At 58.8% G+C, this 23803-nt stretch carries 19 protein-coding genes; 7 read left to right on the forward strand and 12 right to left on the reverse strand.

What is annotated here, in order from left to right:
• The first annotated feature begins 182 nt into the window (after positions 1–182).
• Entirely contained in the window at positions 183–641 is a 459-nt protein-coding gene (locus BM438_RS40030; protein WP_093646159.1) for a hypothetical protein, read from the forward strand.
• An 81-nt stretch (positions 642–722) separates the two neighbouring features.
• On the opposite strand, the gene BM438_RS40035 is transcribed toward BM438_RS40030, so the two are convergent.
• The gene (locus tag BM438_RS40035) at positions 723–1214 is read right to left on the reverse strand and encodes an Lrp/AsnC family transcriptional regulator (protein ID WP_093646162.1); all 492 of its coding nucleotides are present in this window, start codon (positions 1212–1214) and stop codon (positions 723–725) included.
• 157 nt (positions 1215–1371) lie between these two features.
• On the opposite strand from BM438_RS40035, the gene glmS reads away from it, so the two are divergent.
• Complete coding sequence (glmS, locus tag BM438_RS40040) at positions 1372–3201, forward strand: glutamine--fructose-6-phosphate transaminase (isomerizing) (protein ID WP_093646165.1); 1830 nt, start codon at positions 1372–1374, stop codon at positions 3199–3201.
• Between the two features lie 88 nt (positions 3202–3289).
• Here the strand turns inward: glmS and BM438_RS40045 are convergent, their stop codons facing one another.
• Both BM438_RS40045 and argC read right to left on the reverse strand, forming a co-directional pair.
• Positions 3290–3949, reverse strand: a complete 660-nt coding sequence (locus BM438_RS40045; protein WP_143131838.1) for a nucleotidyltransferase domain-containing protein — start codon at positions 3947–3949, stop codon at positions 3290–3292.
• Between the two features lie 151 nt (positions 3950–4100).
• Positions 4101–5030, reverse strand: a complete 930-nt coding sequence (gene argC, locus BM438_RS40050) for an N-acetyl-gamma-glutamyl-phosphate reductase (RefSeq protein WP_093646170.1) — start codon at positions 5028–5030, stop codon at positions 4101–4103.
• Positions 5031–5159: 129 nt separating this feature from the next.
• Between argC and BM438_RS40055 the strand changes: the two genes are divergently transcribed.
• From BM438_RS40055 to BM438_RS47125, 3 genes are all read left to right on the forward strand, one after another.
• A complete protein-coding gene (locus BM438_RS40055) occupies positions 5160–6044 on the forward strand; it encodes a LysR family transcriptional regulator (RefSeq protein WP_093646172.1) in 885 nt (294 codons plus the stop codon).
• 323 nt (positions 6045–6367) lie between these two features.
• Positions 6368–8047 (forward strand): ABC-F family ATP-binding cassette domain-containing protein, encoded by a 1680-nt coding sequence (locus BM438_RS40065; protein ID WP_093646178.1) that lies wholly within the window; start codon positions 6368–6370, stop codon positions 8045–8047.
• A gap of 291 nt (positions 8048–8338) precedes the next feature.
• The gene (locus BM438_RS47125; protein ID WP_372450158.1) at positions 8339–8791 is read left to right on the forward strand and encodes a GFA family protein; all 453 of its coding nucleotides are present in this window, start codon (positions 8339–8341) and stop codon (positions 8789–8791) included.
• 293 nt (positions 8792–9084) lie between these two features.
• Here the strand turns inward: BM438_RS47125 and BM438_RS40075 are convergent, their stop codons facing one another.
• The 5 genes from BM438_RS40075 to BM438_RS40090 form a co-directional block, all read right to left on the reverse strand.
• On the reverse strand, positions 9085–9375 hold the full coding sequence (locus BM438_RS40075) for a PAAR domain-containing protein (RefSeq protein WP_093646182.1): 291 nt from the start codon (positions 9373–9375) through the stop codon (positions 9085–9087).
• A gap of 135 nt (positions 9376–9510) precedes the next feature.
• Positions 9511–10044 (reverse strand): hypothetical protein, encoded by a 534-nt coding sequence (locus tag BM438_RS45110; protein ID WP_143131840.1) that lies wholly within the window; start codon positions 10042–10044, stop codon positions 9511–9513.
• Between the two features lie 70 nt (positions 10045–10114).
• Complete coding sequence (locus tag BM438_RS40080; RefSeq protein ID WP_093646184.1) at positions 10115–10672, reverse strand: hypothetical protein; 558 nt, start codon at positions 10670–10672, stop codon at positions 10115–10117.
• Positions 10669–13488, reverse strand: coding sequence for a glycoside hydrolase family 19 protein (locus BM438_RS46500; protein WP_244179569.1), 2820 nt, complete (start codon positions 13486–13488; stop codon positions 10669–10671). Before BM438_RS46500 ends, BM438_RS40080 begins: the two co-directional genes overlap by 4 nt.
• A gap of 56 nt (positions 13489–13544) precedes the next feature.
• The gene (locus BM438_RS40090) at positions 13545–15881 is read right to left on the reverse strand and encodes a type VI secretion system Vgr family protein (RefSeq protein ID WP_093646188.1); all 2337 of its coding nucleotides are present in this window, start codon (positions 15879–15881) and stop codon (positions 13545–13547) included.
• Between the two features lie 625 nt (positions 15882–16506).
• Here BM438_RS40090 and BM438_RS40095 point away from each other — a divergent pair.
• A complete protein-coding gene (locus BM438_RS40095) occupies positions 16507–16974 on the forward strand; it encodes a hypothetical protein (protein WP_093646191.1) in 468 nt (155 codons plus the stop codon).
• 85 nt (positions 16975–17059) lie between these two features.
• Here the strand turns inward: BM438_RS40095 and BM438_RS40100 are convergent, their stop codons facing one another.
• Positions 17060–18028, reverse strand: a complete 969-nt coding sequence (locus tag BM438_RS40100) for a LysR family transcriptional regulator (RefSeq protein WP_200619135.1) — start codon at positions 18026–18028, stop codon at positions 17060–17062.
• Between the two features lie 109 nt (positions 18029–18137).
• Here BM438_RS40100 and BM438_RS40105 point away from each other — a divergent pair, with 109 nt between their 5' ends.
• Positions 18138–18872: an SDR family oxidoreductase gene (locus BM438_RS40105; protein WP_093646194.1), complete on the forward strand. Its 735-nt coding sequence runs from the start codon at positions 18138–18140 to the stop codon at positions 18870–18872.
• Positions 18873–18963: 91 nt separating this feature from the next.
• Here BM438_RS40105 and prpF read toward each other — a convergent pair whose 3' ends face one another.
• The 3 genes from prpF to BM438_RS40120 all read right to left on the reverse strand — a co-directional run.
• Positions 18964–20148 carry a 2-methylaconitate cis-trans isomerase PrpF gene (gene prpF, locus BM438_RS40110; protein WP_093646196.1) on the reverse strand — a complete coding sequence of 395 codons (1185 nt, stop codon included), beginning with the start codon at positions 20146–20148 and terminating at the stop codon, positions 18964–18966.
• A 35-nt stretch (positions 20149–20183) separates the two neighbouring features.
• Positions 20184–22781, reverse strand: a complete 2598-nt coding sequence (acnD, locus tag BM438_RS40115) for a Fe/S-dependent 2-methylisocitrate dehydratase AcnD (RefSeq protein ID WP_093646199.1) — start codon at positions 22779–22781, stop codon at positions 20184–20186.
• 317 nt (positions 22782–23098) lie between these two features.
• The coding region (locus tag BM438_RS40120) for a citrate/2-methylcitrate synthase (protein WP_279630582.1) at positions 23099–23803 on the reverse strand (705 nt) is incomplete at its 5' end.

The following is a 23803-nucleotide window of genomic DNA, read 5'->3' on the forward strand; positions in this document are numbered from 1 at the left end:
CATTCGTCACGGTGATTCGACAGGCGGTTGCGGGTCGTTCACGGAAATTCGGCACGGAACCGGGTTGGCCATGAACCGGCATTCTCCCGCACAGTCGCATGGACATTTTCGCGGCCGTCACCCGACCCACTGCAAATGACGGTTACACTGGATAACCCATGTTCAGGTGCAAGGAGACTTCTATGAGCAAGCACGCCCTCGTATCGATTACCACCACCTTACTGTGCGCGGTTGCCCTGACGGGTCTGACCGCCACCCCTGCTCAGGCAGGCAGCGCGTCAGTGAAATGCCATCTGACCTACAGCATGTCCGGATGGTCGGCGATTTATCAGCATGCCGAAGGACGCGGCAAAGTAAGCTGCAGTAATGGACAAAAGGCCGCTGTCACCATCAGCGTGCACGGCGGCGGCCTGACCGCCGGCAAGTTCCACGTCAGCGGCCGCGGCGAAATCACCCATGTCTACAGCATCAAGGATGTGTTCGGCAGTTACGCGCAGGCCGGCGCTTCGGCCGGCGCGGGGAAGAGCGGTACTGCGCAGGTGCTGACCAAGGGAACCACGTCGATGGCGTTGAGCGGCAGCGGTGAAGGCGTGGACCTTGGTGTAGCGGTCGACGACTTCAAGATTGAACCGGTGCACTGAGACCGGGCACTGTCCGGTCAGGAGCCGGCGTTCAATCACGGCTCTCAGATAGTTGACAGAGAGCGTCGGGTCTAACTGACTTCAGTCTGAACCGACTCCGCGCGATCGTACGGGCGCGTTCGCCTCGAACTTAGCGCAATGCGTCGAGAAAAACGTGCGGACGTTGCGAATGTTCGATGAGCTCGTGAACAGACGGCGAGCAAGCTCATCGTAAGCAGCCATGTCCATGACATCTGCGACCACGACGAAGTCCGGCCCTGGCGACACGCGATAACACTGCGTGACGGCCGGTTCCGCACAGATATACGACTCGAAACGCTGATGGTCTTCCGCCGTTTGCCGGTCGAGACTCACCTCGATGATCGCGGTCAGCGTCGGGCCGAGCTTCGCGTGATCGAGGATCGCAATCTCGCGCTTGATCACGCCGCTCTCCCGAAGCCGGTTCACGCGACGCAGACACGTCGGCGGGGACGTATGCGCGCGTTCCGCGAGTTCGATATTCGACAGCGAGCAATTGGTTTGCAGAATGCCAAGAATGCGCAGGTCAAGCTCGTCAAGTGTGATGCCGGGCACGCGGACCTCGCAGCGAGTAAAGAGTGAAATTAAATTTCACCACACTTCATCACCGATTCAAAATTCTATTTTATGATGAATTATGAAATTTACTTTCATATGACCACCCTTACTATCGCAGCATCGGTTCCCTGTGAACCCTTTGCGGAGAAAAGTGATGTGTGGAATTGTCGGTGCGGTCGCCCAACGAAACATCCTGCCTGATCTCGTCAACGGCCTGAAGCGACTCGAATATCGCGGCTACGACTCGTGTGGCGTAGCGCTCTATCAGGACCGGGAGCTCGTGCGCGCACGCAGCGTAGACCGCGTCGCCACCCTGCAACAGGAGATATCCGATCGCGGCCTGTCCGGCTATACCGGCATTGCACACACGCGGTGGGCAACGCATGGCAAGCCCGTCACGACCAACGCCCATCCGCACTTCTCGCCCAATGCCGAGTCACCGCGAATCGCGCTCTCTCACAACGGGATCATCGAGAACTATGAGGAATTGCGCGAGACGCTTCGGGATCACGGTTATGTATTTTCGAGCCAGACCGATAGCGAAGTCATCGCGCATCTGATCGACTATCTGTACGACGGCGATCTGTTCGACGCGGTACGTGAAACAGTCGCACGGCTGCGCGGCAGCTACGCCATTGCGGTGATTTGCCGTGACGAGCCGCATCGGTTGGTGGGTGCGCGCGATGGCATGCCGCTTGTGATCGGCATCGGTGAAGGCGAGAACTTCCTCGCGTCTGACGCGATTGCGCTGTCGGGGGTGACGGATAAGATCGCGTACCTCGAAAACGGCGACGTCGTGGACGTCCAGCTTCATCGCCACTGGATCGTGGACGCTGCCGGGCGACGCATCGAACGTCCCGTTCACACAGTTGCCGCGCACAGCGGCGCGGCCGACCTAGGCTTGTACCGCTACTACATGCAGAAAGAGATTTTCGAGCAGCCACGCGCGGTCGCGGACACCTTGCAGGACGTGTCGTCAATCATGCCGGAACTCTTCGGCGACAACGCCTGGCGCGTGCTGAATTCAGTCGACTCGGTCGTACTGCTCGCGTGCGGCGGCAGTTTTCATGCGGCGCTGACGGCTAAATACTGGATCGAGAGCCTCGCGCAATTGCCCGTCAACGTCGAGATTGCAAGCGAGTACCGATACCGCGAAAGCGTCGCCAATCCGAACACGCTAGTGGTGGCGGTATCGCAAAGCGGCGAAACAGCGGATGTACTCGGCGCCATTCACGTCGCGAAACAGCGTGGCATGCTGAAGACGCTCGCAATCTGCAATGTGCCGACCAGTGCGCTGGTCCGCGAATGTGCATTGAATTTCATCACGCGCGCCGGCATCGAGATTGGCGTTGCGTCGACCAAGGCGTTCACGACGCAGCTTGTCGCGCTCTTCATGCTGGCGCTGACGTTGGCGCAAGTGCGCGGCCGTCTGTCCGAGGACGACGAAAGAACCCATCTGCGTGCGCTGCGTCATCTGCCTGATGCGATGAGCAAAGTGCTCGCGCTCGAACCGCACATCATGGCGTGGTCCGAGATTCTCACTCGCAAGGAAAACATTCTGTTTCTCGGGCGCGGCATGCACTATCCGGTTGCACTCGAAGGCGCGTTGAAGATGAAAGAGATCTCATACATTCACGCTGAAGGATACGCGGCGGGCGAATTGAAGCATGGGCCGCTGGCACTGATCAGCGACCAGATGCCTGTGGTCGCCGTCGCGCCGAACGATCGCCTGCTCGAAAAGCTGAAATCAAATATGCATGAAGTGAATGCGCGTAACGGCAAGCTTTTCGTTTTCGCCGATATCGATTGCGGGCTTTCGCCGAGTCCCGATATCGAGGTGATCCGGCTTACCGAATACTACGGCTTGCTCTCACCCATCCTGCACACGATCCCAATGCAACTGCTCGCTTTTCACACGGCGCTCGCGCGCGGCACGGATATCGACAAGCCGAGGAATCTTGCGAAGTCCGTGACTGTTGAGTAAACGACACGCCAGCGTTGAGCGCGCTCTCGATTTATTCGGCGCACGCATTGGGCGCCCTCTTTGGAGGTCCAAGGAAGATCGTTTCGGGTCAACCAGGGTGGTGGGCTGTTCCACCTCGTTCTTCCGACGCCTCAATAGCTCTTCCTAGCTTGATCAGATAGCGCTTTGCTTTTTGAAAGTCGCCGCGCCATAGCCACTTCAAGCAGCTGAAGAGTTCCCATGCCAGGAACCGGTCACCATAGCGAAAGACGGTCAGGTCCTGCTCAGTCGGTGCGGGCCTCGACGACGTCCTCGACTCAAGACAACGATCCCGATTGACTATCTCGACAAAAGGCTGCTCCAGGGTGAGCTCGGTATCAGGCGAGATGACGTGAAACTCGATAGAAGTTAAGTCGTTGAAGATAAGCTTTTGGAATGGACTGTCCGGATCATGCGCGCCATTAAACGTGATGAATACGTTCGTTGGGGCGATCTGCTGCTGTATCGTTTGGAACAGTGAATGCCCGGCTCCTCCAGAGCAAAAGGCAACGAGGTCGATATCAGAGAGGCGATCTGCCGTCCCTTTTGCAAATGAACCGACGACCACGGCGCCGGTGCAATCTGGAGAATCTCGGACCGCGGCCGCGATTCGCATGAGAAGCGTGATCTGGGATGTTGTGGAAGGATTGTCTCTCCACCTTTTGAGAAAATCTTCGAAGCGCATCGGGTGGTCACGGATGGTTTGTGGAATGTCTATAGGATAGGACAACAATGCGTTCGAACGGCTGCTTTCGGCGAACCGCCAGGGCCGGTTAGGGCCACGTGCTGCCGATCGCTACCTTGCTAGACTCGGGCGTTGCACGCCGTTTACATGAGGCAGCGACCGGGTAGAAGCAGACCTTTCAAATGCCCATCGACCACTAATGCCGCGTAAGCATCAGGTTCAAGTTCTGAACCGCAGCACCGGATGCGCCCTTGCCAAGATTATCGAAAACCGCGGACAGCAAGACGTGCCCATGTTCCACGTTAGGAAACACGCTTAAGCGCATGTCGTTCGTACCGTTCAGCACTTGCGGATCCAGGTGCTTCAAGACGGACGATTCGTGCAGCGGCAAGACACGTACGTGGGCCGCCTCGGCATAGTGGCGTGCGAGGCATGCGTGTAGCGTGGCGCCATCCACATCGGGTGCCAGCAGCCGCAACTCCAAGGGCACCGTCAGTACGATGCCCTGGCGGAATGCGCCATACGCAGGGACGAAGATGGGGCGCTGCGCGAGCCCGGCGTGCTGCTGGATCTCCGGGGTGTGCTTGTGCGCGAGTTCTAGACCATATACCTGGTATGAAGGCGCGTTGGCAGCACCCTGCCCCTCATGCTCCTCCACGCCGGCACGCCCCCGTCCGGAGTAGCCGGACACAGCATGAATGTTGACAGGGTAGTTGCCTGGTATGAGCCCAGCCTGCGACAGCGGACGCAGCAAGCCAATGGCACCGGTCGGATAGCAACCGGGATTGGTGACCCGACGTGCGCTCACAATGCGCTCAGCCTGTCCCTGCGTCATTTCCGGAAAGCCGTATGTCCAGTCTGGCTGCGTGCGATGAGCGGAACTTGCGTCGATAACTCTGACGGCGGGATTAACAATGGCGTCCACTGCCTCGCGCGCAGCAGCGTCGGGCAGACAGAGGATGGCGATGTCGCAGGCGTTGATAGCCTCTGCGCGACGCCGCGGATCTTTGCGTTCTGCCGCGGGAAGCGTGACCAGTTTCAGATCGGTCCGGTCGCGCAGCCGTTCATGGATCTGCAACCCGGTGGTGCCTTGGTCGCCGTCGATGAAAACAACGGGAGAGCTCATAGTTGGAATACTCCGCTGAATATAGGTTGTAACAGGTAGAACGAGCCCCTATGTTCCATGGACGGCTAGAATAGAGAAAGTTGAATTTCATAACGTGAATATTCAGTTTTTCTGAATCTGGACGCCGACATGAGAGAGATCAGCCTGGACCGCTTGCGCACTCTGGTCGCCATTACCGACCGTGGCTCATTTGCCGATGCGGCGCGTGCATTGAACCTGGCGCCGCCAACGGTCAGCCTCCACATCGCTGAACTCGAAGAACGAATTGGGGCTCCCCTCCTGTCACGCAAGCGCGGACATGTCCGGCCGTCGGCGATAGGAGAGGTGCTGGTGGAGCGCGCGCGTCGACTGCTGGCCGATGCGGAGCAGGCGTTAGACGATATTCAACGCCAGGTGCAGGGGCTCGAAGGGCGCGCGCGGCTCGGTGCGTCGACTGGCGCGATCGCGCACCTGTTGCCGCAAGCGCTTGAGGTGCTGCGCCAACACCATCCCGCTATCGACATTCAGATTGCAGTACTCACGTCGCACGAAACACTGTCCCGACTGGCGGATGGAACGCTGGATGTCGGGCTGGTCGCACTGCCTCAGCCCCCGGTGGCTGGACTCGTGATAAAGCCTTGGCGCCGCGACCCCGTGTTGGCCTTCGTGCCGGCGCATTGGCGGTGCCCGGCCCGCGTCACGCCTGAATGGCTCGCCGCCCAGCCTCTCATTCTCAATGACGCGACCACACGTCTCTCGCGTCTGACCGCGGAGTGGTTCGCGGCCGGGGGGCACCATCCTGTGCCGCGCATTCAGCTCAACTACAACGACGCGATCAAGAGTCTCGTAGCGGCAGGTTACGGCGCAGCGCTGTTGCCCCATGAGGCCACCACGCCCCTACCCGACAAGCGCATTGTCATGCGTCCGCTGCGCCCGGCGTTGTGGCGTCGACTCGGCATTGCACATCGCGCGGGGTACGTTGAGCGTTCCACGCAACACGTACTTGATGTGTTGTGGGACCTGCGATTGGCGTAGGTGTTGCCATTTGCCGCTTCGGTTCGTTCTCGCTGGGACAGTAGCCTTATTGCACGCCACGACGAGCGAATGGCCGGTTTGTAGAAATTTGACTCAGAGGACTGTGTCGATCTGAGCCGCTCGTCGTCCAGCTGAGTTCGGCCAGGAGCCGTCACTCACCGTCTGGCCCCGCATCCGGATCGCCCGGTGCGCCAGTGCCCGCCTCGCTTTGCGGCCGGCGGGCGCCGCAAAGCGCAAGCGGTTCTTCACTCGTTCGGCCAGAAAAGAAACGGCCCTGTACGTCTGGTGGGCTATCATGCCTATCCTCTCCGAAGTAGCTCCTTATGATTTCCGTCCGTAATGTCACGCTGCGCCGTGGCGTCAATGTCGTACTCGACCGCGCGTCCGTCACCTTCACCCCCGGCGAAAAGATTGGCCTTGTCGGCCGCAATGGCGCCGGCAAGTCATCCTTCTTCGGCCTTCTCAACGGCACGCTGCACGAAGACGGTGGCGAGTTCTCGATTCCCGCTGCGTGGAAGATGGGCCAGGTCGCGCAGGAGATGCCAGAGACCGAGCAGAGTGCGACCGACTTCGTCATCGAGGGTGACACCATCCTGCTGGCAGCGCAGGCCGAAGTAACCGCCGCTGAGGCCAGCGACGATGGCATGCGCATGGCGCACGCCTACATGGCCCTGCACGACGCCGGTGCACACGATGCTCCCGCACGCGCCCAGGCGCTGATCCAAGGCCTGGGCTTCAGTGCTGCGCAGCTTGGCCAGCCGGTCAACAGCTTCTCTGGCGGCTGGCGCATGCGACTGCAGCTGGCGCGCGCGCTCATGTGTCCGTCCGACTTGCTGCTGCTCGACGAACCGACCAATCACCTCGACCTCGACGCGCTGGTCTGGCTGGAAGCGTGGCTCAAGCGCTACGAGGGAACCATGGTTGTGATCAGCCACGACCGCGAATTCCTCGACGCGGTGACGCAGGTGACCGTGCACGTCGACAACGCCAAGCTGGTGCGTTATGGCGGCAACTACAGCAAGTTCGAAGAGATGCGCGCCGAGCAACTGCTGTTGCAGCAGGCCGCGATGGCGAGGCAGGCGGACAAGATCGCCCATCTGCAGAAATTCATCGACCGTTTCAAGGCCAAGGCCTCGAAGGCGAAGCAGGCGCAGAGCCGGGTCAAAGCGCTCGAACGCATGGAGAAGATCGCACCGGTGCTTGCCGACGCGGAGTTCACCTTCGAGTTCAAGGAGCCGCTCAACGTCCCGAACCCGCTATTGTCGATGCTGGACGCGAGCTTCGGCTACCCCGCGCCGGCCGACGCAGCGCCGGACACGCCGCCGACGGTCATCGTGCGGGGCATCAACCGCTCCGTGCTGGCCGGGCAGCGCATCGGCATTCTCGGTGCCAACGGTCAGGGCAAGTCGACGCTGGTGAAGACGGTGGCGCACGAGCTGGCGCCGATTGCCGGCGAAATCAGCGAAGGCAAAGGCCTGAACATCGGCTACTTCGCACAGCAGGAACTCGACGTGCTGCGTCCCCTCGACACGCCGCTGGAACACATGATCCGCCTTGCGAAGGACACGCCGGCGCACCTGCGTGCCCCCGGCCAGAGCGGCACCGAACAATCGCTTCGCACCTTCCTCGGCACCTTCAACTTCAGTGGTGACATGGTCCATCAGGCGGTCGGCACGATGAGCGGCGGCGAAAAGGCGCGGCTCGTGTTGTGCATGATCGTGTGGCAACGTCCCAACCTGCTGCTGCTCGACGAGCCGACCAACCACCTCGACCTGGCCACGCGCGAAGCGCTAGGCATGGCACTCAACGAATTCGAAGGCACAGTGTTGCTGGTCAGTCACGACCGGTCGCTGCTGCGCGCAGTCTGTGACGAGTTCTGGCTCGTTACCAAGGGTGGCGTCGAGCCCTTCGACGGTGATCTCGACGATTACCAGCAGTTCCTGCGCGACGAAGCCCGTCGCATGCGCGAGCAGGCTGCCGGGGAGCAGAGGGTCGTCGCCTGAACTACCTCCTGGTAGTTCCAGTTTGGAAGCTGCCATAGCGCTCGCATCGAGTCGGACGGCCGCTTAGGGTCGTCCTGAGCGGGTCATCGTTGGCCTCATTGCGGCCAGTTTCGGTCGTTCGTCTCCATGTAACTTCCGGCTTTGTCCTCTCTTGCCAACTGTATTGCTTTTAAACTGTCGCGTGAGATAGTCAAACCTCGCTGAGTGGAGCCTATGGCCACAAAAAATCCAGCACACGTGGCGCACTGCCAATGTGGCGCGGTCGAGATCAGCACTTGGGGTCAACCCATGATGGTCAATGCGTGCTACTGCGACGACTGCCAGACCGCAGCCCAACGTCTCGCCGCATCCGCCAATTCAGGGCGAGTGTCCAGCGTCGACGGCGGCACGGAGTTCATGGTGTTCCGCCGCGATCGCATTGCCTGCACGCGGGGCGCAGACCGACTCCAGGCGATGAGGCTGACCGCCCCCTCGAAGACCAGACGGATGATCGCGAGTTGCTGCGCAACACCGATGTACATGGCTTTTGACGACAAGCGGCCCTGGGTGTCAGCGTTCCGCTCCCCTTTCGGAGCGGATGCGCCGCCGGTGGAAATGCGGATCTGCACCCGATTCAAACGCTCGGAAGTGGAGGCCGAAGACGGCTTGCCCAGCCATCCCGGATACCCTCCGGCAATGATGGTCCGGATCCTGGCCGTCTTGCCGTTGATGCTGTTCAGCAAGCCGGTCGGCGCTTTGCCGTAGCGCGATTGTTCGATGCATCTTGGATGCGCCAATGGCCGGCTGGGGTCAAGCTGTGCCGACCGTGTCGGTCGGCGCTCATCCAATAAGCGACACTCGACGGTCTTGTCAAAATTGACGACAATCCGTTGCCTGGCGCGCGCTTCGGACAATTACACCGTGTCAATGACGACGTGCTCGACGCTTTTTGCTGCTGCCAGTCCACTTTCCTGCTTGTAACTCGTTCCTGGCTAACTGACTGATCTGAATCGATCCACTTTTCAGCCGTCGTTGTTTTCCTTCCATGCATACCGCCGTCATGCTCGCATCCCAGATCGGTTCTGCGAGGGAATCAATAACGGTTTCGGATCGCACTTGCACACGCACCAGTCATAGCTCAACGCCTGCTCGCGGCCATTGGCCCCCCTGTTCGGAAGACGCTCGCCGACGCATAGAATCCAGCCCATCGAGTCGCATTTGGGACATGAAACCTGATCGCCTTCATATGCGACCGCGCGACCGTTGAGGAGATCCGCGCGAGAACCGGCGAAGACTCGGCCGCCCGCCGTGGTTGTGTCGCCATCGCAGATATCAAAACGTTGATTCACTGATGATAGGTTCCTTGGAAAGACTGTGATGCGTTGAGTAAATCTCTAAGAGGCCACCGCTAAGGTGTGTCTGTGAAGGGGACGAAATGCCACTGCTCAAACTCAGGATTGAGCAGGGCATGTCGATATGAGAATTTACTCCCCAAATTCCGCAAGGCGTTTTCGAATATCCGCTGCGGTTTTAAATGGATACTCGGTCTGTTTGCCGTTTACTATTCCGTCAAACCCTTCCCCGAACCGTTCCGACAGGCGGTCCAACCGCACGAAAGGCGTGTCGGAGATGTCACCAACATAGCGATAGGCAAACACCTTATAGCGTGTTGTTACTGAATCCTGCGTCTGATTTTTCCACCTTACAAGAACGACCACGTCCCGTTTTTTCGTATAGAAGACCGTAACCACTTCTGGAGAAACATTATCCACAGCATATGAATCAACAATAGAGGGATTCGAGTCTGCACATTGCCAGTTTAGGCTCAATCCATATTTTTTAACATCTGATGGGTCATACCCATATCTGACAATTTTTAGATTGCAACCAGGCTGTATATTGCCGGCTGAAAGCGCATCGGGATATTGCTCCCCTGCCCAAACCAGAGCAGGTTGCAAAAAAACAAAAGCCAGGCAGAACCGAAGAAATTTAATTAAATTAATCATAATCAAAAACATCAGAAGTTTAATCGAATTTCGCGACGCCCGCGAACTCACGGATTACGCGCACCCACGACGGATAAATAGATCACTCCCTGGTTGTCCAGTCCTTACAACGACTCAGACTCTTTCGAATCGCCGCAGCATCCTTAAATCGAAAATGCACCACCTTACCTTCCTGCTTTCCGTCAAATCCGGAACCGAAAAAATCCGATATCCTCCTGTTTTCAGAGAAAATAATTTCCCCGCGCCCACCTCCTTTAGCCTCATACGCATGCACCTCATAATAATCGCCTTCTGTGCCAACCCCAGATAAATAGTATCGCCACTTGACAATTACAAAAAGAATCTTCCTCTCGCCAACTTTATTCTTAAAAATGCTAACCAACTCCGGAAAGGCAGGGCCGTCTTGATTAAATGCGGCAATGGGAAATATGCCTCCCCCTCGCGCAAGTTGAATCACAAGCTTTTCGGGCACCTCTTCGACATTGTGTATTTCGATCCAATCGGGAGCGGAAACGAAATCAATACGCAGCCTTTTAATACTCGGCGCATCAGAAGAATACTCCGCGCATACTGAAGTCGACAAAAATATCAACGCAACAGCTACATTGAGCTTTGCAAGAATGCGAAGAACGCCCTTCATGCTCCGATATCTTTAAATACCCCTTCTTTCATGATTCTGTGATAATTATCTCGTCGAAGCCCGTAGCTATCAGTACCTCTATTTATCTGAGCAGTAATTGCATCAACCTTCGAGTTGGCATTCCCTTCAGTTGTTATATCAGCAATGTCGTAAAGTTTGTGCGAAATCCAATAATATACGCCGGATCGCGTCCCGTATTTTGTAGTGGCCAGCAACTCGGGATTTTCTTCAAAATTTTGATAATCGGAAGTCCAGTATTTCACGTAGCCATTAGTGAAGGCCTTATAGTTTCCTCGGCCGGTAGTCTGCTTCAGCCCTCTGCCCCGATATTTCCAGCCTTCGCCGCTATTTACATCCGAACTATTTCCATTTTTTCCAGCATATGCACGATTGGCAATAGCTTCAGCATTTGCTGGCGTCGGCGCGCGATAACCGTAGAGTTGGGCTTCCGAAGGATGACGTTGAAAGTATCCAAAAATATGCAGGCGCTGAGGGGTGTAGTAACGGAGGTCTTCTTCAAGAGCGCATCCTGGTCCAGCCTCCTGAAAAACCTGTGCGAAAAAATGTGTTAACCGCTGTTCGGTATCAAGGCGATACTGTGCCGCATTCTCGTTTATCTCATCGGCGATTCCTTGCAGTCTCTCGTCAGGCACAGCGGCGTTCTTCCAGATCTTTCTTAACATTGCCAAAGTAATCAGCCCTCGTCTTGTGGCGAAATTCGCAACCAGCGCAATCGGATGAATGTGATGCACGGTCGCACTAACAGGAAACCCCGCAACCTTGCCCTTCACATCGTTCCACCATTGAAGCTTGTGGATGCGCTGCAACTCGACCAGCCAGTTATCTTTCGCATTCCGCATCAGCGGCGTGATCGCGTTCCAACGCGACATGTCACCGCCCCATTCGCTTTCGTAGCGAAGGATCACACGTGACAATGCCTGCGCGAGCCACGGCGTACGCATGGCGGCCTGCATGGCCTTGCCCGTGACCTTGCCGGCCGGATTCTCTTTGGGCTTGCTACTGGCACCATAGCTCGGCGGGGGCGCCAGCTTTGCAATCGTCCGCTCCAGCTTCAGCAACAGCGGACTGCCATTGACTGCTGTGACCGACGGCTCGAATTCCGTCTGCTCCTTCCAGTCTGCAGAACCGGTGAGAACCAGATTGCGCCTAAAGGCATCCGCGAGATCGATACCCGTCGCGTCCACCTTCTCAAAGCCAGGCCACGCCCACGGACTCTGCCACTGCGTATCTGGATGCTTCTTTTCGCAGACCCAGCCCGAAGCCGGATGCCCGTCCGCGTCGCCAAATTTCACGCGCCACCATTGCGTCTTGGCATCATCCACAGCCTTTTCCCGCGCACTCAATCCATCGAGTTGACTGCGTGAATACACGAGCGTAAACGCGTTCGCCGGGTCAGCCACCTTTTGCAGGCTTAGCGGAAACTGAGTCCAGGCGGGTGTTGTCGCCGTTGCAGTCGCAAGTTTCTCCCGCTCAATCCAGACAGGCGCCCCCTCGGGCATAAGCAGGGTCGTGGTTGGGTCCTGATATCGCGGCTGCACCTTGATCCAGGGACCGCTTGCCGGACTATCCGGCGTCACGTCGGCGCGGTACAGGGGACGCCACTCACACAGCTTGCGATCCGCCGGAAGGACGTCCTTCACCAGTTTCGCGCCGGCATTTATCACGAGAAGTGGTAGCTGATCGGGGCGGAGGAACTGTGCCGCCCGCGCACGGCTTTTGTCGAGAAACGCGCTGAAGCCATCGTCGGCAAATACTTCAAGGTGCAAAAGCTGGCGTTTCGGTACAGGTGGCAGCGGCGTCGCGCGCTCGTAATCGTGATACTCACCGATCTGCCCGAGCGGCGTTCCGGCCTTGACGAATACCGGTGCCGGCGGAATCACCACCTGACCCACCGGGTCCGGTTCCTTGATCCCCTTCAGGTTCGGCTTGTAGAGCCAGCCCCAGTCGTTCTCAGGCGTGACCTTTGCGTTATTGGTTTCGGTTTTCCACGGCACATTCTCGTCCTCACCCCCGAAATAGCCGCCATTGACCGGACTGGTCATATGACCCGCAGTGATGCGCTTGATGTGCACCCACTGGCCACGCGTCTCGCTGATGATGACCTCGCTGCCTTCAGGCAGGAAACCAACCCGCTCACCCGCTGTGAAGCTTCCTGGCTTCTTGCCAGCCTTCGGCTCCGTCCAGACAAATGCGCCTGCCGCCCCGGTCGTGCCGTCCTTGGGCGCGGCCATCTGGCGATCCCTGCCCTGAACCCGAAACGCGTCAACGTTCAGCCACCACCACGGACGTTTCAGTTTCTCATCGGCCAGGTAGGTTGCCCAGTCCGCCGTGTGCATGTAGAGACTGTAGATATCGTGTGATTCGTCAGCGGGCTGTACGCCGGTGCTGTTGGGCGCAGGTGGCAGCGTCAACCTATGGCGTACCAGTACGAAACCGGTCGAGTACATGGCCCATTTGCCGTCCTTGAATTGCAGATGCGGATACGCGTCATCGATCTTGTAAGCGACGATGTACCCGTCCGCAATGCAGCGCACGCCGTCCTTGGTCCCGAACATGCCGACGCTGTTGTTCAAGTGGATACCGCCGTGCGGAAAGCCGTTGACTCCAAGGGGGAAAAAGCCGTCATCCATTCCGGCCAGTGCCTGATAAAAGGTCTGCGGGCTGGTCACCTCCTTGTAGTCCTTGTCCGGAAACGGGTAGCGCCACGTTAGCGGCGTAGTCGCCGAAGTCGGCCCGGGCGGCGCTGATGTGGGTGTGGGAGCTGGCGCTGGATGCGGGTGAGTCTGTGCGGCCATGCTTGTAACGTGTCGTATTAGTTGTGGTTAGTAATCCGGAGTAAGACGCAACATTGTCAGCCAGAGAACCGCGAACCGTGAGCGCCCGTATCCGGCAGGTCGGTCGTGTAAGGCAGGGATTCCTTCCTCAACTGCGAGTCCGGCGAATTCCTCTGCCAGGACACCGCTTTCTCGATGTAGTCGCCAGGTGTGGCATTCGTGATGTTGCACGGCGTAATACGCAGGTAGGAGCCACCCGCGCCAATCCAGACCTCCTCCTTCGCCGAGAGCACAAGCCTGCCGTTCGTGCTGGTAATCGTGAGATCCTTAAGCGCTGACATGGCGAGCTCATCGCTTTGCGCCTGGATCTGGACCTTTCCGCGCGCAGCAAGCATTTTTATTCCGAGCGTATGCGCGAAGAGCGAGAGTGCGCTTTCAGCCGCCATAACGATGCTCTTCAAGGCGCTGACGTTGAAACCCGATCCTGTCGTCACATTCACGTCCTTGCCCGCACTAACCGACACGCGATCAGACGTCAAAACAGCAACGCCCTTCGGCGAGGACAGCAGCACGACGGCCTCCTTCAACTCGTTCACGCTGTTCTTCAGCCATTCGTTTTCGGCCTTCAGATCGGCAATCTCGGCCTTGGCCGTGTTCGCCTGATCAGCGAGGCTCTGAGCCTGGATCTGTAGTGTCTGGAACTGCGTCATGGCTTCCGCCATGTCGGTCTGCTTGCCGTCCGCCTGTGGCTGCATATCGCTGCACAGCATCAGCCCGCCACCGGCACGCAGCACGCCGTGCTGATCAGTGCGCAGTTCAAAACCGCTGCCTCGGTGCTGACGTTTGCCGTTGACGATATGGCCCAGGGTCAACTGGCTCTTGCCTGAATGCTCGGTCGAGAGCCTGACGTGCTCCTCACCTTCCCAATCTTCGAGGTCGAACTCGTTGCCGCTCTGCGTATAAATGCGATTGCGCGACATCAGCCGATCCTGATTGGTAATCAGATCGACCTGGTGGTTCGTGTGATGGAAAGCGCTGATATACGGCTTGTTCGGATCGCCATCGCGGAACTCGATGACGGCTTCCGTACCTTCCACTACAGGAAAGTGGAAGCCGGTTTGCAAGCCGCCCGCGAATGGTTTCGCAAGCCGCAGCGGCACGCTCTCACCGCCGGCAGGCCATTCGCCGTAGTCACAGTCGAAGCGAACGACGTAATAGCCCTGCTGTGTCAGATAGGCATATTTGTACTTGCCCGGGGACGTGACACGGGCACTCAGCGTTCCCGTGATTTTTGGCCACTTGTGATCTTCGATTTTTAACCGGAAACGCCGGTCCGAAGGAATGGCCTTGTAGGTATTGCGATAGGGCTGGGCACGCCCGCCCGAGTGCGTGATTTCGATGATGACCTGACCGTGCGGTGCATCCGGAAAATTTTCGTCGGTCGTCAGGATGCGGCCGGGACGCAGTTCGCGCAGGTTGCTCTCGCCGGTGTAGACGACTTGCCAGGCGAGCGCAGCCTCATGGCGTAACTGCGCTTCCCACTGTGCGCCGGACTGGTCAAGATGGCCCGTGCCGTAGATATACGGCTGGCCGTAAGTCGTTTTGTCGCTTCGGGCGACGTTGGCTTCTGCCTTGATACGCTCCCAAGCCTGGTCAGGATTGTAGTCGGCGACGACATACGCCATGGGCACCATTTCGGTATCCATGCGCAGCGCTGATACGGATTCTTCGCCCGTCATCAGCCCCGAGATGGGCCGATGCAGGGACGTGAGCTTGGGCTGATACACATAGTGATCGATATCATCGCCAAAGATGACGACATCACCGTGTTCGCCCTGGATGATGTAACTGTACATGCCCTCCTGCTGCATGAGCATGTTGACAAAATCCCAGTCTCCCTGCTGGTACTGAAACCTGAACGGGTGCCTCGGGTATTGGCGACGCAGCTTGAAAATGAACTGATGCCCCTTCAGCTCGTTGCGGCGTAGGATCGCATCGATGATCTCGGGCGCACTGCTGTTCTGGTAGGTCTGCGTCGTGTGGGGATTCAGGCAGCCGATGTGCGCCTTGAGAACAAGCTCGTAGCTGCTGAGGTCCTTTGTCGTCTTCGTATGTGCGAAGCCTGTAATGCGCCCCCAGTACACGACCGGCTCGCCGCCATCGTCGGGCACGAGCCTGAACTTCGCCTCATGTCCCAGGATCACATCGCGCGTCAGCTTCTGCGGGCAAGCCGCGACGATATCAACGCGATAGGACTGCCCCATTTTTTCGACGGCACGGTATGACACCACCGAAATATCGCTGATCCTTTCCGCCCCGAACACCTCGATGAAATATTTCGCCTGGTCACTAGCCCCTGCGAGCTTCTTTGCATCCCGTTTAAGCTCGTCCCCATACTCAACTGTCGAACTCACAAAGTACTCCACAGTGACTGACCTGATCGCCGAAGCAGTAAACTAAACGTTTGAATCTGATCAGGTCAACCAAATATTTTTTGAGATAAAGTCGATGTCAATCTGAAGAGTGGAAAGCATGCTCGGCGATCGCACCAAGGGATGCACGGTCGATCGAAGTATTGAGCAATGAATCCGCTGTGCGCGAGCTGTTCGAACAACTCGGACATTTCGATCATCTGATCTATAGCGCGGGAGACGCGTTGCTTGCGAAGTATTTGACGCCGATGACGGAGGAAGGCACGAACGCCCTCCTCCTCGCCCCAGTCCGCCTTATCCTTTCGGCCAAATCAAACATTTTGCCTATAAGGTTGAAGTCAACCGCGGTGACCTCCCTTATAATTACCAAGCCGTCGGGAAACACCCAACGGCCGGGTTTGACAGCCCGTGGCAATAACCGCACACCCGCTCACGCGGGTCGTGCGTCTACCCCTGCACGTCTATATTTCAATGGGCGGGCCGTGGTAGGGGAGCCGCAAGGCTCGCCGGTTTGTTATTGCCCCGGTCTGTCAACCCTATTACGTGCCCGCTCACCCCTTCCCAAGCGAGTGTCGGGCGATCCGAGAAGTAACAGGGAGATCGCATCATGAGCAAGTCCAACAAAAACCAACCCGCTTCACGTCCGCCTGTCGACGCAACCCAGTACGAAAAGCTTGCGCTGTCTGCCTTCGATTTATGCGACCGGCACCTGGCTCAACTGGATACTTTGATCACACTTGCGTCCTCGATATGTAGGAATCCTTCCATCACGCTAGAGGAAAGACGGCGTCGTCAGACGCTTCTTGAATTGCTGGTGGACACGGCGGAGCAATATCAGCAGGAATTTGAATGCGACCGCGAGTTGTACAAGGTGATTGCGCTCGATGCGAAGGGTGTTCCGCAAAGCCGCATCACGGCACGCCATGCAGCGAGCCTGCTTGCAGAGGAGGTATCGCAGCGAGCAGGAGCAACCATAGTTACCGCAGACGCGCGGCAGCGCAAAAGCCCGTCATCGGAAAACGCCGCGGCTTTAAGAGCCGACGCTGCACAGCAACCGGTTGTCGCACCAAACTAGGCGATCGAAAAAACCACTGAGCGGTAAGGCGGCGCGTCCCAGTCCTTCAGCGATTCGTGCACTGAGACGGTTTTCGTCCAGACATCTACGACGACTTGGCGCGCGCCCGCCGCGCAGATACAACCGGCTTTGACCTGGCGCGAAAGTTCTGCTGCTCCTCGCCCTGCCCCAACGTCTCCTGGAGAAACGCGATGAAACTTTCCAGCTTCGGTGGCATGTGCGCGTCGGGCAGATGCACCACATGGATGGGCCAGGTCGGCGCCGGCCAGTCGGGAAAGAGACGAACGAGCCGACCCGCATCCAGATCTTCCTGCAGCATCATCTGAGGTTGGAGAATGATCCCCAGTCCCGCGAGCGCGGCCTCACGAAGCGCGAGACCACCATTGACATCAAGACGACCACGCACGGCGATGCGCTCCACGCCGTTACCGTCAGGTCGTGGAAAACGCCATTCACGTTCGGGACCAGTCGCTGTAGTAAAAGCCAGGCAGTTGTGCTGCGCCAGATCGGCGGGCACCTGCGGATGCCGGTGGCGAGCCAGATAGTCCGGCGACGCGCAGGCGATACGCGGTGAATGGGTTAACGGCCGCGCAATCAAGCCCGAATCCGGCAGCACGCCGGCGCGGATCGCGGCATCGAAACCTTCCTCCGCCAGATCGGCGAAGCGGTCGTTGAGGGACAGTTCAACCTGGACCTCGGGATAGCGGTCGAGATACGCAGCAAGCGCCGGCACGAGCACACGTGTTCCATAGATAACCGGGCAACTCACCCGCAATCGGCCACGCGGACTGCTCTGCATTTCCCGCGCGTCGAGCTCGGCGGAGTCCACCAGCGCCAGAATTTCGACGCATCGTGCGTGATAGCGCTTGCCGAGTTCGGTCAGGCTCTGGCGCCGCGTGGTGCGATTCAGCAGCCGGCCTTTGAGGCGTCGCTCCAACTCACGGATATGGTTGCCGACCATCGTGGGCGTCATCCCGCTGCCTTCGGCCGCCGCAGTGAAGCTGCCGCGTTCGACCACCCTCGCAAATATCGCCATGCTGCTGAATCGGTCCATTCGCAAGTCCTATTAAGGAGTGTTCGAAGAGATAGTGGGTTTATCAAGTTGAATTTAAGAATAATACTCGGGTCCTGGCTTCACGCCCAACCCACAGCGAGGACTCGCCATGACTATCGCAAGCACGAACCTTCAGCATCAACACATCGTCCTGCTGGGCGGCACGTCGGGAATCGGCCTTGCCACGGCCCATGCCGCGCTCGCAGCCGGCGCCTCAGTGACGGTGGTTTCATCGCGCAGTCAGCGTGTCGCCGAGGCCGTCGCCGGGCTCGGCGATCGGGCCAAGGGATACACGGTCGATCTGAGTAATGAATCCGCTGTGCGCGAACTGTTCCAACAACTCGGACCTTTCGACCATCTGGTGTACAGCGCGGGAGATTCGTTGCAAATCGGCGCGCTCGCCGACATGGACCTCGAGACGGTCCGTCAGATTTTCGATGTGCGAGTCTTCGGCGCCATTGCCGCCGTCAAACATGCGGCGCCGTATCTCCGTCCCGGCGGCTCCGTGGTGTTGACCAGCGGTATCGCCAGCTTGCGACCACAAAAGGGTTGGGTGGCGCTTGCCGGTGTCTGCAGCGCGATGGAAGGCTTGACTCGGGCACTCGCCGTGGAGTTGGCGCCCATTCGCGTCAACCTGGTGAGTCCCGGTTTAGTACGCACGCCGCTGTGGGCCAATCTGTCCGAATCAGAGCGCGAGGCACTCTACGCGGCAAGTGACGCGGCTCTGCCTGTGGGGTATGTCGGCGAGGCAGAGGACCTCGCGCAAACCTACCTCTATTTGATGACCAACCGCTACTCCACGGGACAAACCGTCGTCGTGGACGGCGGTGGCGTGCTGGTCTAAGAGACCGGATAGCCTGGTGCGGACCGTCCGACCAGGCCTATCAGCGATACAAGTACTTAGTTGCAGCGATGCCGGGCCGGCAACCGTTACCTCACTCCCCCGGCACCCTCACCCATCCCTCCATCAGCACCCGTGCACTCCGGCTCATGATTGCTTTGGTGACCGTCCACTCCCCGCCTTCCTCTCTAGCCTCGGCGCCCACTCGCAGCGTCCCCGACGGATGGCCGAATCTCACCGCCTCGCGCGCCCCACCGCCAGCGGCGAGATTCACCAAGGTTCCCGAAATCGCAGCAGCCGTACCAATCGCAACCGCTGCCGTCCCCATCATCGCGTGATGCAGCTTGCCCATCGACATCGCGCGCACCAGCAGATCGACATCGCTCGCAGCAACACGCTTGCCGCTGGAAGCCACGTAGTCCGCAGGCTTGGCGACAAACGCAACCTTCGGCGTATGCTGCCGCGTTGCGATCTCATCGATGTTCTTGATCAGGCCCATACGCACAGCACCATGCGCGCGAATGGTTTCGAACATCGCGAGCGCCTTCTCGTCGCTATTGATCGCGTCCTGTAGTTCGGTGCCCTTATAACCGATCGCTTCCGCGTCCACGAAAATGGTCGGGATACCGGCGTTAATCATCGTCGCCTTCAGCGTGCCGACACCCGGCACCTCGAGGTCATCGACCAGATTCCCCGTCGGGAACATCGCGCCGCCGGCGCCGTCTTCTTCAGCAGCCGGGTCCATGAATTCGAGCTGAACTTCGGCAGCCGGAAACGTCACGCCATCGAGTTCAAAGTCGCCAGTTTCCTGCACAGCGCCATCGGTAATAGGCACCTGGCCGATGATCGTCTTGCCGATATTCGCCTGCCAGATACGCACAACAGCCACGCCGTTCTGCGGAATCCGGCTCGCATCGACAAGACCCGCACTAATCGCAAACGGCCCCACCGCAGCAGAGAGATTTCCGCAATTGCCGCTCCAATCGACGAAAGCCTTATCGATGGAAACCTGCCCGAACAGATAGTCCACGTCATGATCCGGCTTGCTGCTCTTCGCGATGATGACCGTCTTGCTCGTGCTGGAAGTCGCGCCGCCCATACCGTCGATCTGCTTGCCATACGGGTCCGGGCTGCCAATCACACGCATCAGCAGTGCGTCACGCGCGGCGCCTTGCACCTGGGCCGCCTCCGGCAAATCCTGCAGCCGGAAGAACACGCCTTTGCTGGTGCCGCCGCGCATGTACGTCGCCGGAATCTTGATCTGAGGTTTGTGAGCCATGAAAGTAATGTCCTGATGAGAGAAGCTCAAAAGCCTTAAGCCGCAGCCTTCGTCGATTCAAGAAAGTCCTGCGCGAAGCGTTGCAACACGCCGCCGGCTTCATAGATCGACACCTCTTCCGCCGTATCCAGGCGGCACGTCACCGGTACCTCGACGCGCTCACCGTTCTTGCGATTAATCACGAGCGTGAGGTCGGCACGCGGTTTGCGTTCGCCGATTACGTCGAAGGTTTCAGTGCCGTCGATTGCGAGCGTGAGTCGATTCACACCAGGTTTGAATTCCAGCGGCAGCACGCCCATGCCGACCAGATTCGTGCGGTGAATCCGCTCGAACCCTTCCGCAACAATCGCTTCCGCGCCGGCAAGACGCACGCCCTTCGCCGCCCAGTCACGCGACGAACCTTGCCCGTAGTCGGCCCCGGCAATCACGATCAGCGGCTGCTTGCGTTCCATGTAGGTTTCGATCGCCTCCCACATGCGAGTCACCTTGCCCTCCGGCTCGATGCGCGCCAACGAACCTGCCTTCACCTTGCCGTCTTCCAGCACCATCTCGTTCTTCAGCGTCGGATTCGCGAAGGTCGCACGCTGAGCGGTCAGGTGATCGCCACGGTGGGTTGCGTACGAATTGAAGTCCTCTTCAGGCAAGCCCATCTTGGCGAGGTACTCACCGGATGCACTATCCGCCAGAATCGCATTCGACGGCGACAGGTGGTCGGTTGTGATGTTGTCGCCCAGCACAGCCAGCGGACGCATGCCCGCAAGCGTGCGCTCACCAGCAAGCGCGCCCTCCCAATACGGCGGACGGCGGATATACGTGCTCATCGGACGCCAGTGGTACAACGGATCAGCCTTCTCACCGGTATCGACAGAGACCGCGAACATCGGCTCATACACCTTGCGGAACTGCTCCGGCTTCACGCTCGAAGCGACGATCGCGTCGATCTCTTCATCTGACGGCCAGATGTCTTTCAGCTTGATCTCGTTGCCGTCAGCGTCGACGCCCAGCACATCCTTCTCAATGTCGAAGCGGATCGTGCCGGCAATCGCATAGGCCACCACGAGAGGCGGCGAAGCGAGGAAAGCCTGCTTCGCGTACGGATGGATACGGCCGTCGAAGTTACGGTTACCGGACAGCACCGCCGTCGCATACAGATCACGATCGACGATTTCCTTCTGGATCACCGGATCCAACGCACCCGACATGCCGTTGCACGACGTGCATGCATACGCGACCACGCCGAAGCCCAGTTGCTCCAGTTCCGGCAGCAGGCCGGCTTCTTCCAGATACAACGTGACCGCCTTCGACCCTGGCGCGAGCGAAGTCTTCGCCCACGGCTTGCGGGTGAGTCCACGTTGATTGGCGTTACGCGCCAGCAAACCGGCGGCGATCATGTTGCACGGATTGTTGGTGTTCGTGCAGCTCGTGATCGCAGCGATGATCACCGCGCCGTCCGGCATCAGACCCGGCTCGTTCTCCACCTTGCCGCTGATGCCGCGCGCGGCCAGTTCGGAAACCGGCAAACGACGATGCGGATTCGACGGCCCCGCCAGCGTGCGCACCACGGTAGACAGATCGAACGTCAGCACGCGCTCATACTCAGCGTGCTTCAGCGTATCGCCCCACAGGCCGGTTTCTTTCGCGTAGGTCTCAACCAGCTTGACGAGTTCGTCGTCGCGGCCGGTGAGCTTGAGGTACTTGATGGTCTGCTCATCGATGTAGAACATCGCCGCCGTCGCGCCGAATTCGGGCGCCATGTTGGCGATGGTCGCGCGATCGCCGAGCGTCAGGTTGGCCGTGCCTGCGCCGTAGAACTCGAGGTAGGCGCCGACCACTTTTTCCTTGCGCAAAAATTCGGTGAGCGAGAGCACAACGTCGGTCGCCGTGATGCCCTCAGCCGGCTTGCCCGTGAGCTCCACACCCACGATATCCGGCAGCCGCATATAAGACGCGCGACCCAGCATCACGCTCTCGGCTTCAAGACCACCCACGCCGATCGCGATCACACCGAGCGCATCCACCATCGGCGTATGCGAGTCGGTGCCGACCAGCGTATCGGGGAAGGCCACACCGTCTTTCACCTGCACCACCGGACTCATGCGCTCGAGGTTGATCTGATGCAGGATGCCGTTACCCGGCGGAATCACGTCGACGTTCTTGAATGCGCGCTTGGTCCAGTTGATAAAGTCGAAGCGGTCTTCATTGCGGCGATCTTCAATGGCGCGGTTCTTCGCGAACGCATCCGGATCGAAACCGCCGCACTCGACGGCGAGCGAGTGATCCACGACGAGCTGCGTCGGCACAACCGGGTTGACCATCGCAGGATCGCCGCCTTGTAACGCGATCGCATCGCGCAGACCGGCGAGGTCGACCAACGCGGTCTGGCCGAGAATGTCGTGACACACCACGCGCGCCGGGAACCACGGAAAATCCAGCTCGCGCTTGCGTTCGATAATCTGCTTGAGCGACGCCGTCAACGTCACCGGATCGCAGCGGCGCACGAGGTTTTCGGCCAGCACGCGCGAGGTGTACGGCAGCTTGTCATAGGCGCCGGGTTGAATTGCATCGACGGCGGCACGCGTGTCGAAGAAATCCAGTTGGGTGCCGGGAAGGCGTTTGCGGTTGGCAGTATTCATGGCTTAGGGGACAAAACAAAAATGATCCGGGGACGATGGCGGCAGCCGTGCTTCACAATCCGCTGCCCCTCTTTCAGTCGGCGCTTCGCTGGCGCATCAATCGGACAGTCTGTGTAGTTTATAGCTTGCGGCGGTGCGCCGGCTTGCCGTGTGTTTTGTTGATGCGCCGGACAACGTGTCGCACCAGGCACTGCAATAAGCTCCGCAAAAAAACAGCCTTGGCTCGGGGGTTCCAGCGAGCCAAGGCCCAAACTTCATTACGCCGCGCTCACGAGACGCAATGGAGGAGAAACGCTTGCGGCTTTGCGCTTGCTCGCTTAGACGCGTTTGGCCAGCGGCACGAACGGCAGATCGTCGGGACCGGTGTAATTCGCACTCGGACGGATGATCTTGTTGTCGATCCGCTGCTCGATGATGTGCGCGCTCCAGCCTGCGGTGCGTGCGATCACAAACAGCGGCGTGAACATCGCGGTCGGCACGCCCATCATGTGATACGAAACCGCGCTGAACCAGTCGAGATTTGGAAACATCTTTTTCACATCTGCCATCACTGTTTCAAGTCGCTCGGCGATATTGAACAGCTTCAGGTTGCCCGCTTCCTTCGACAGCTTCTTCGCGATTTCCTTGATGACCTTGTTGCGCGGGTCGGAGATCGTGTACACCGGGTGACCGAAACCGATCACCACTTCCTTGTTCTCGACACGCTTGCGGATATCGGCCTCGGCTTCATCCGGCGTCTGATAGCGCGACTGGATTTCGAATGCGACTTCGTTAGCGCCACCGTGCTTCGGGCCGCGCAGCGCACCGATTGCACCGGTAATCGCCGAGTAAATATCCGAACCAGTACCGGCGATCACCCGGCCCGTGAACGTCGACGCGTTGAATTCATGCTCGGCATACAGGTTCAGCGACACATGCATCGCGTCGACCCATGCCTTCGACGGTTCCACACCGTGCAGCAGATGCAGGAAGTGACCGCCGATCGAATCGTCGTCGGTTTCGACTTCGATGCGCTTGCCGTT

The sequence above is a fragment of the Paraburkholderia aspalathi genome (assembly GCF_900116445.1).
GTDB classification, from domain to species: domain Bacteria; phylum Pseudomonadota; class Gammaproteobacteria; order Burkholderiales; family Burkholderiaceae; genus Paraburkholderia; species Paraburkholderia aspalathi.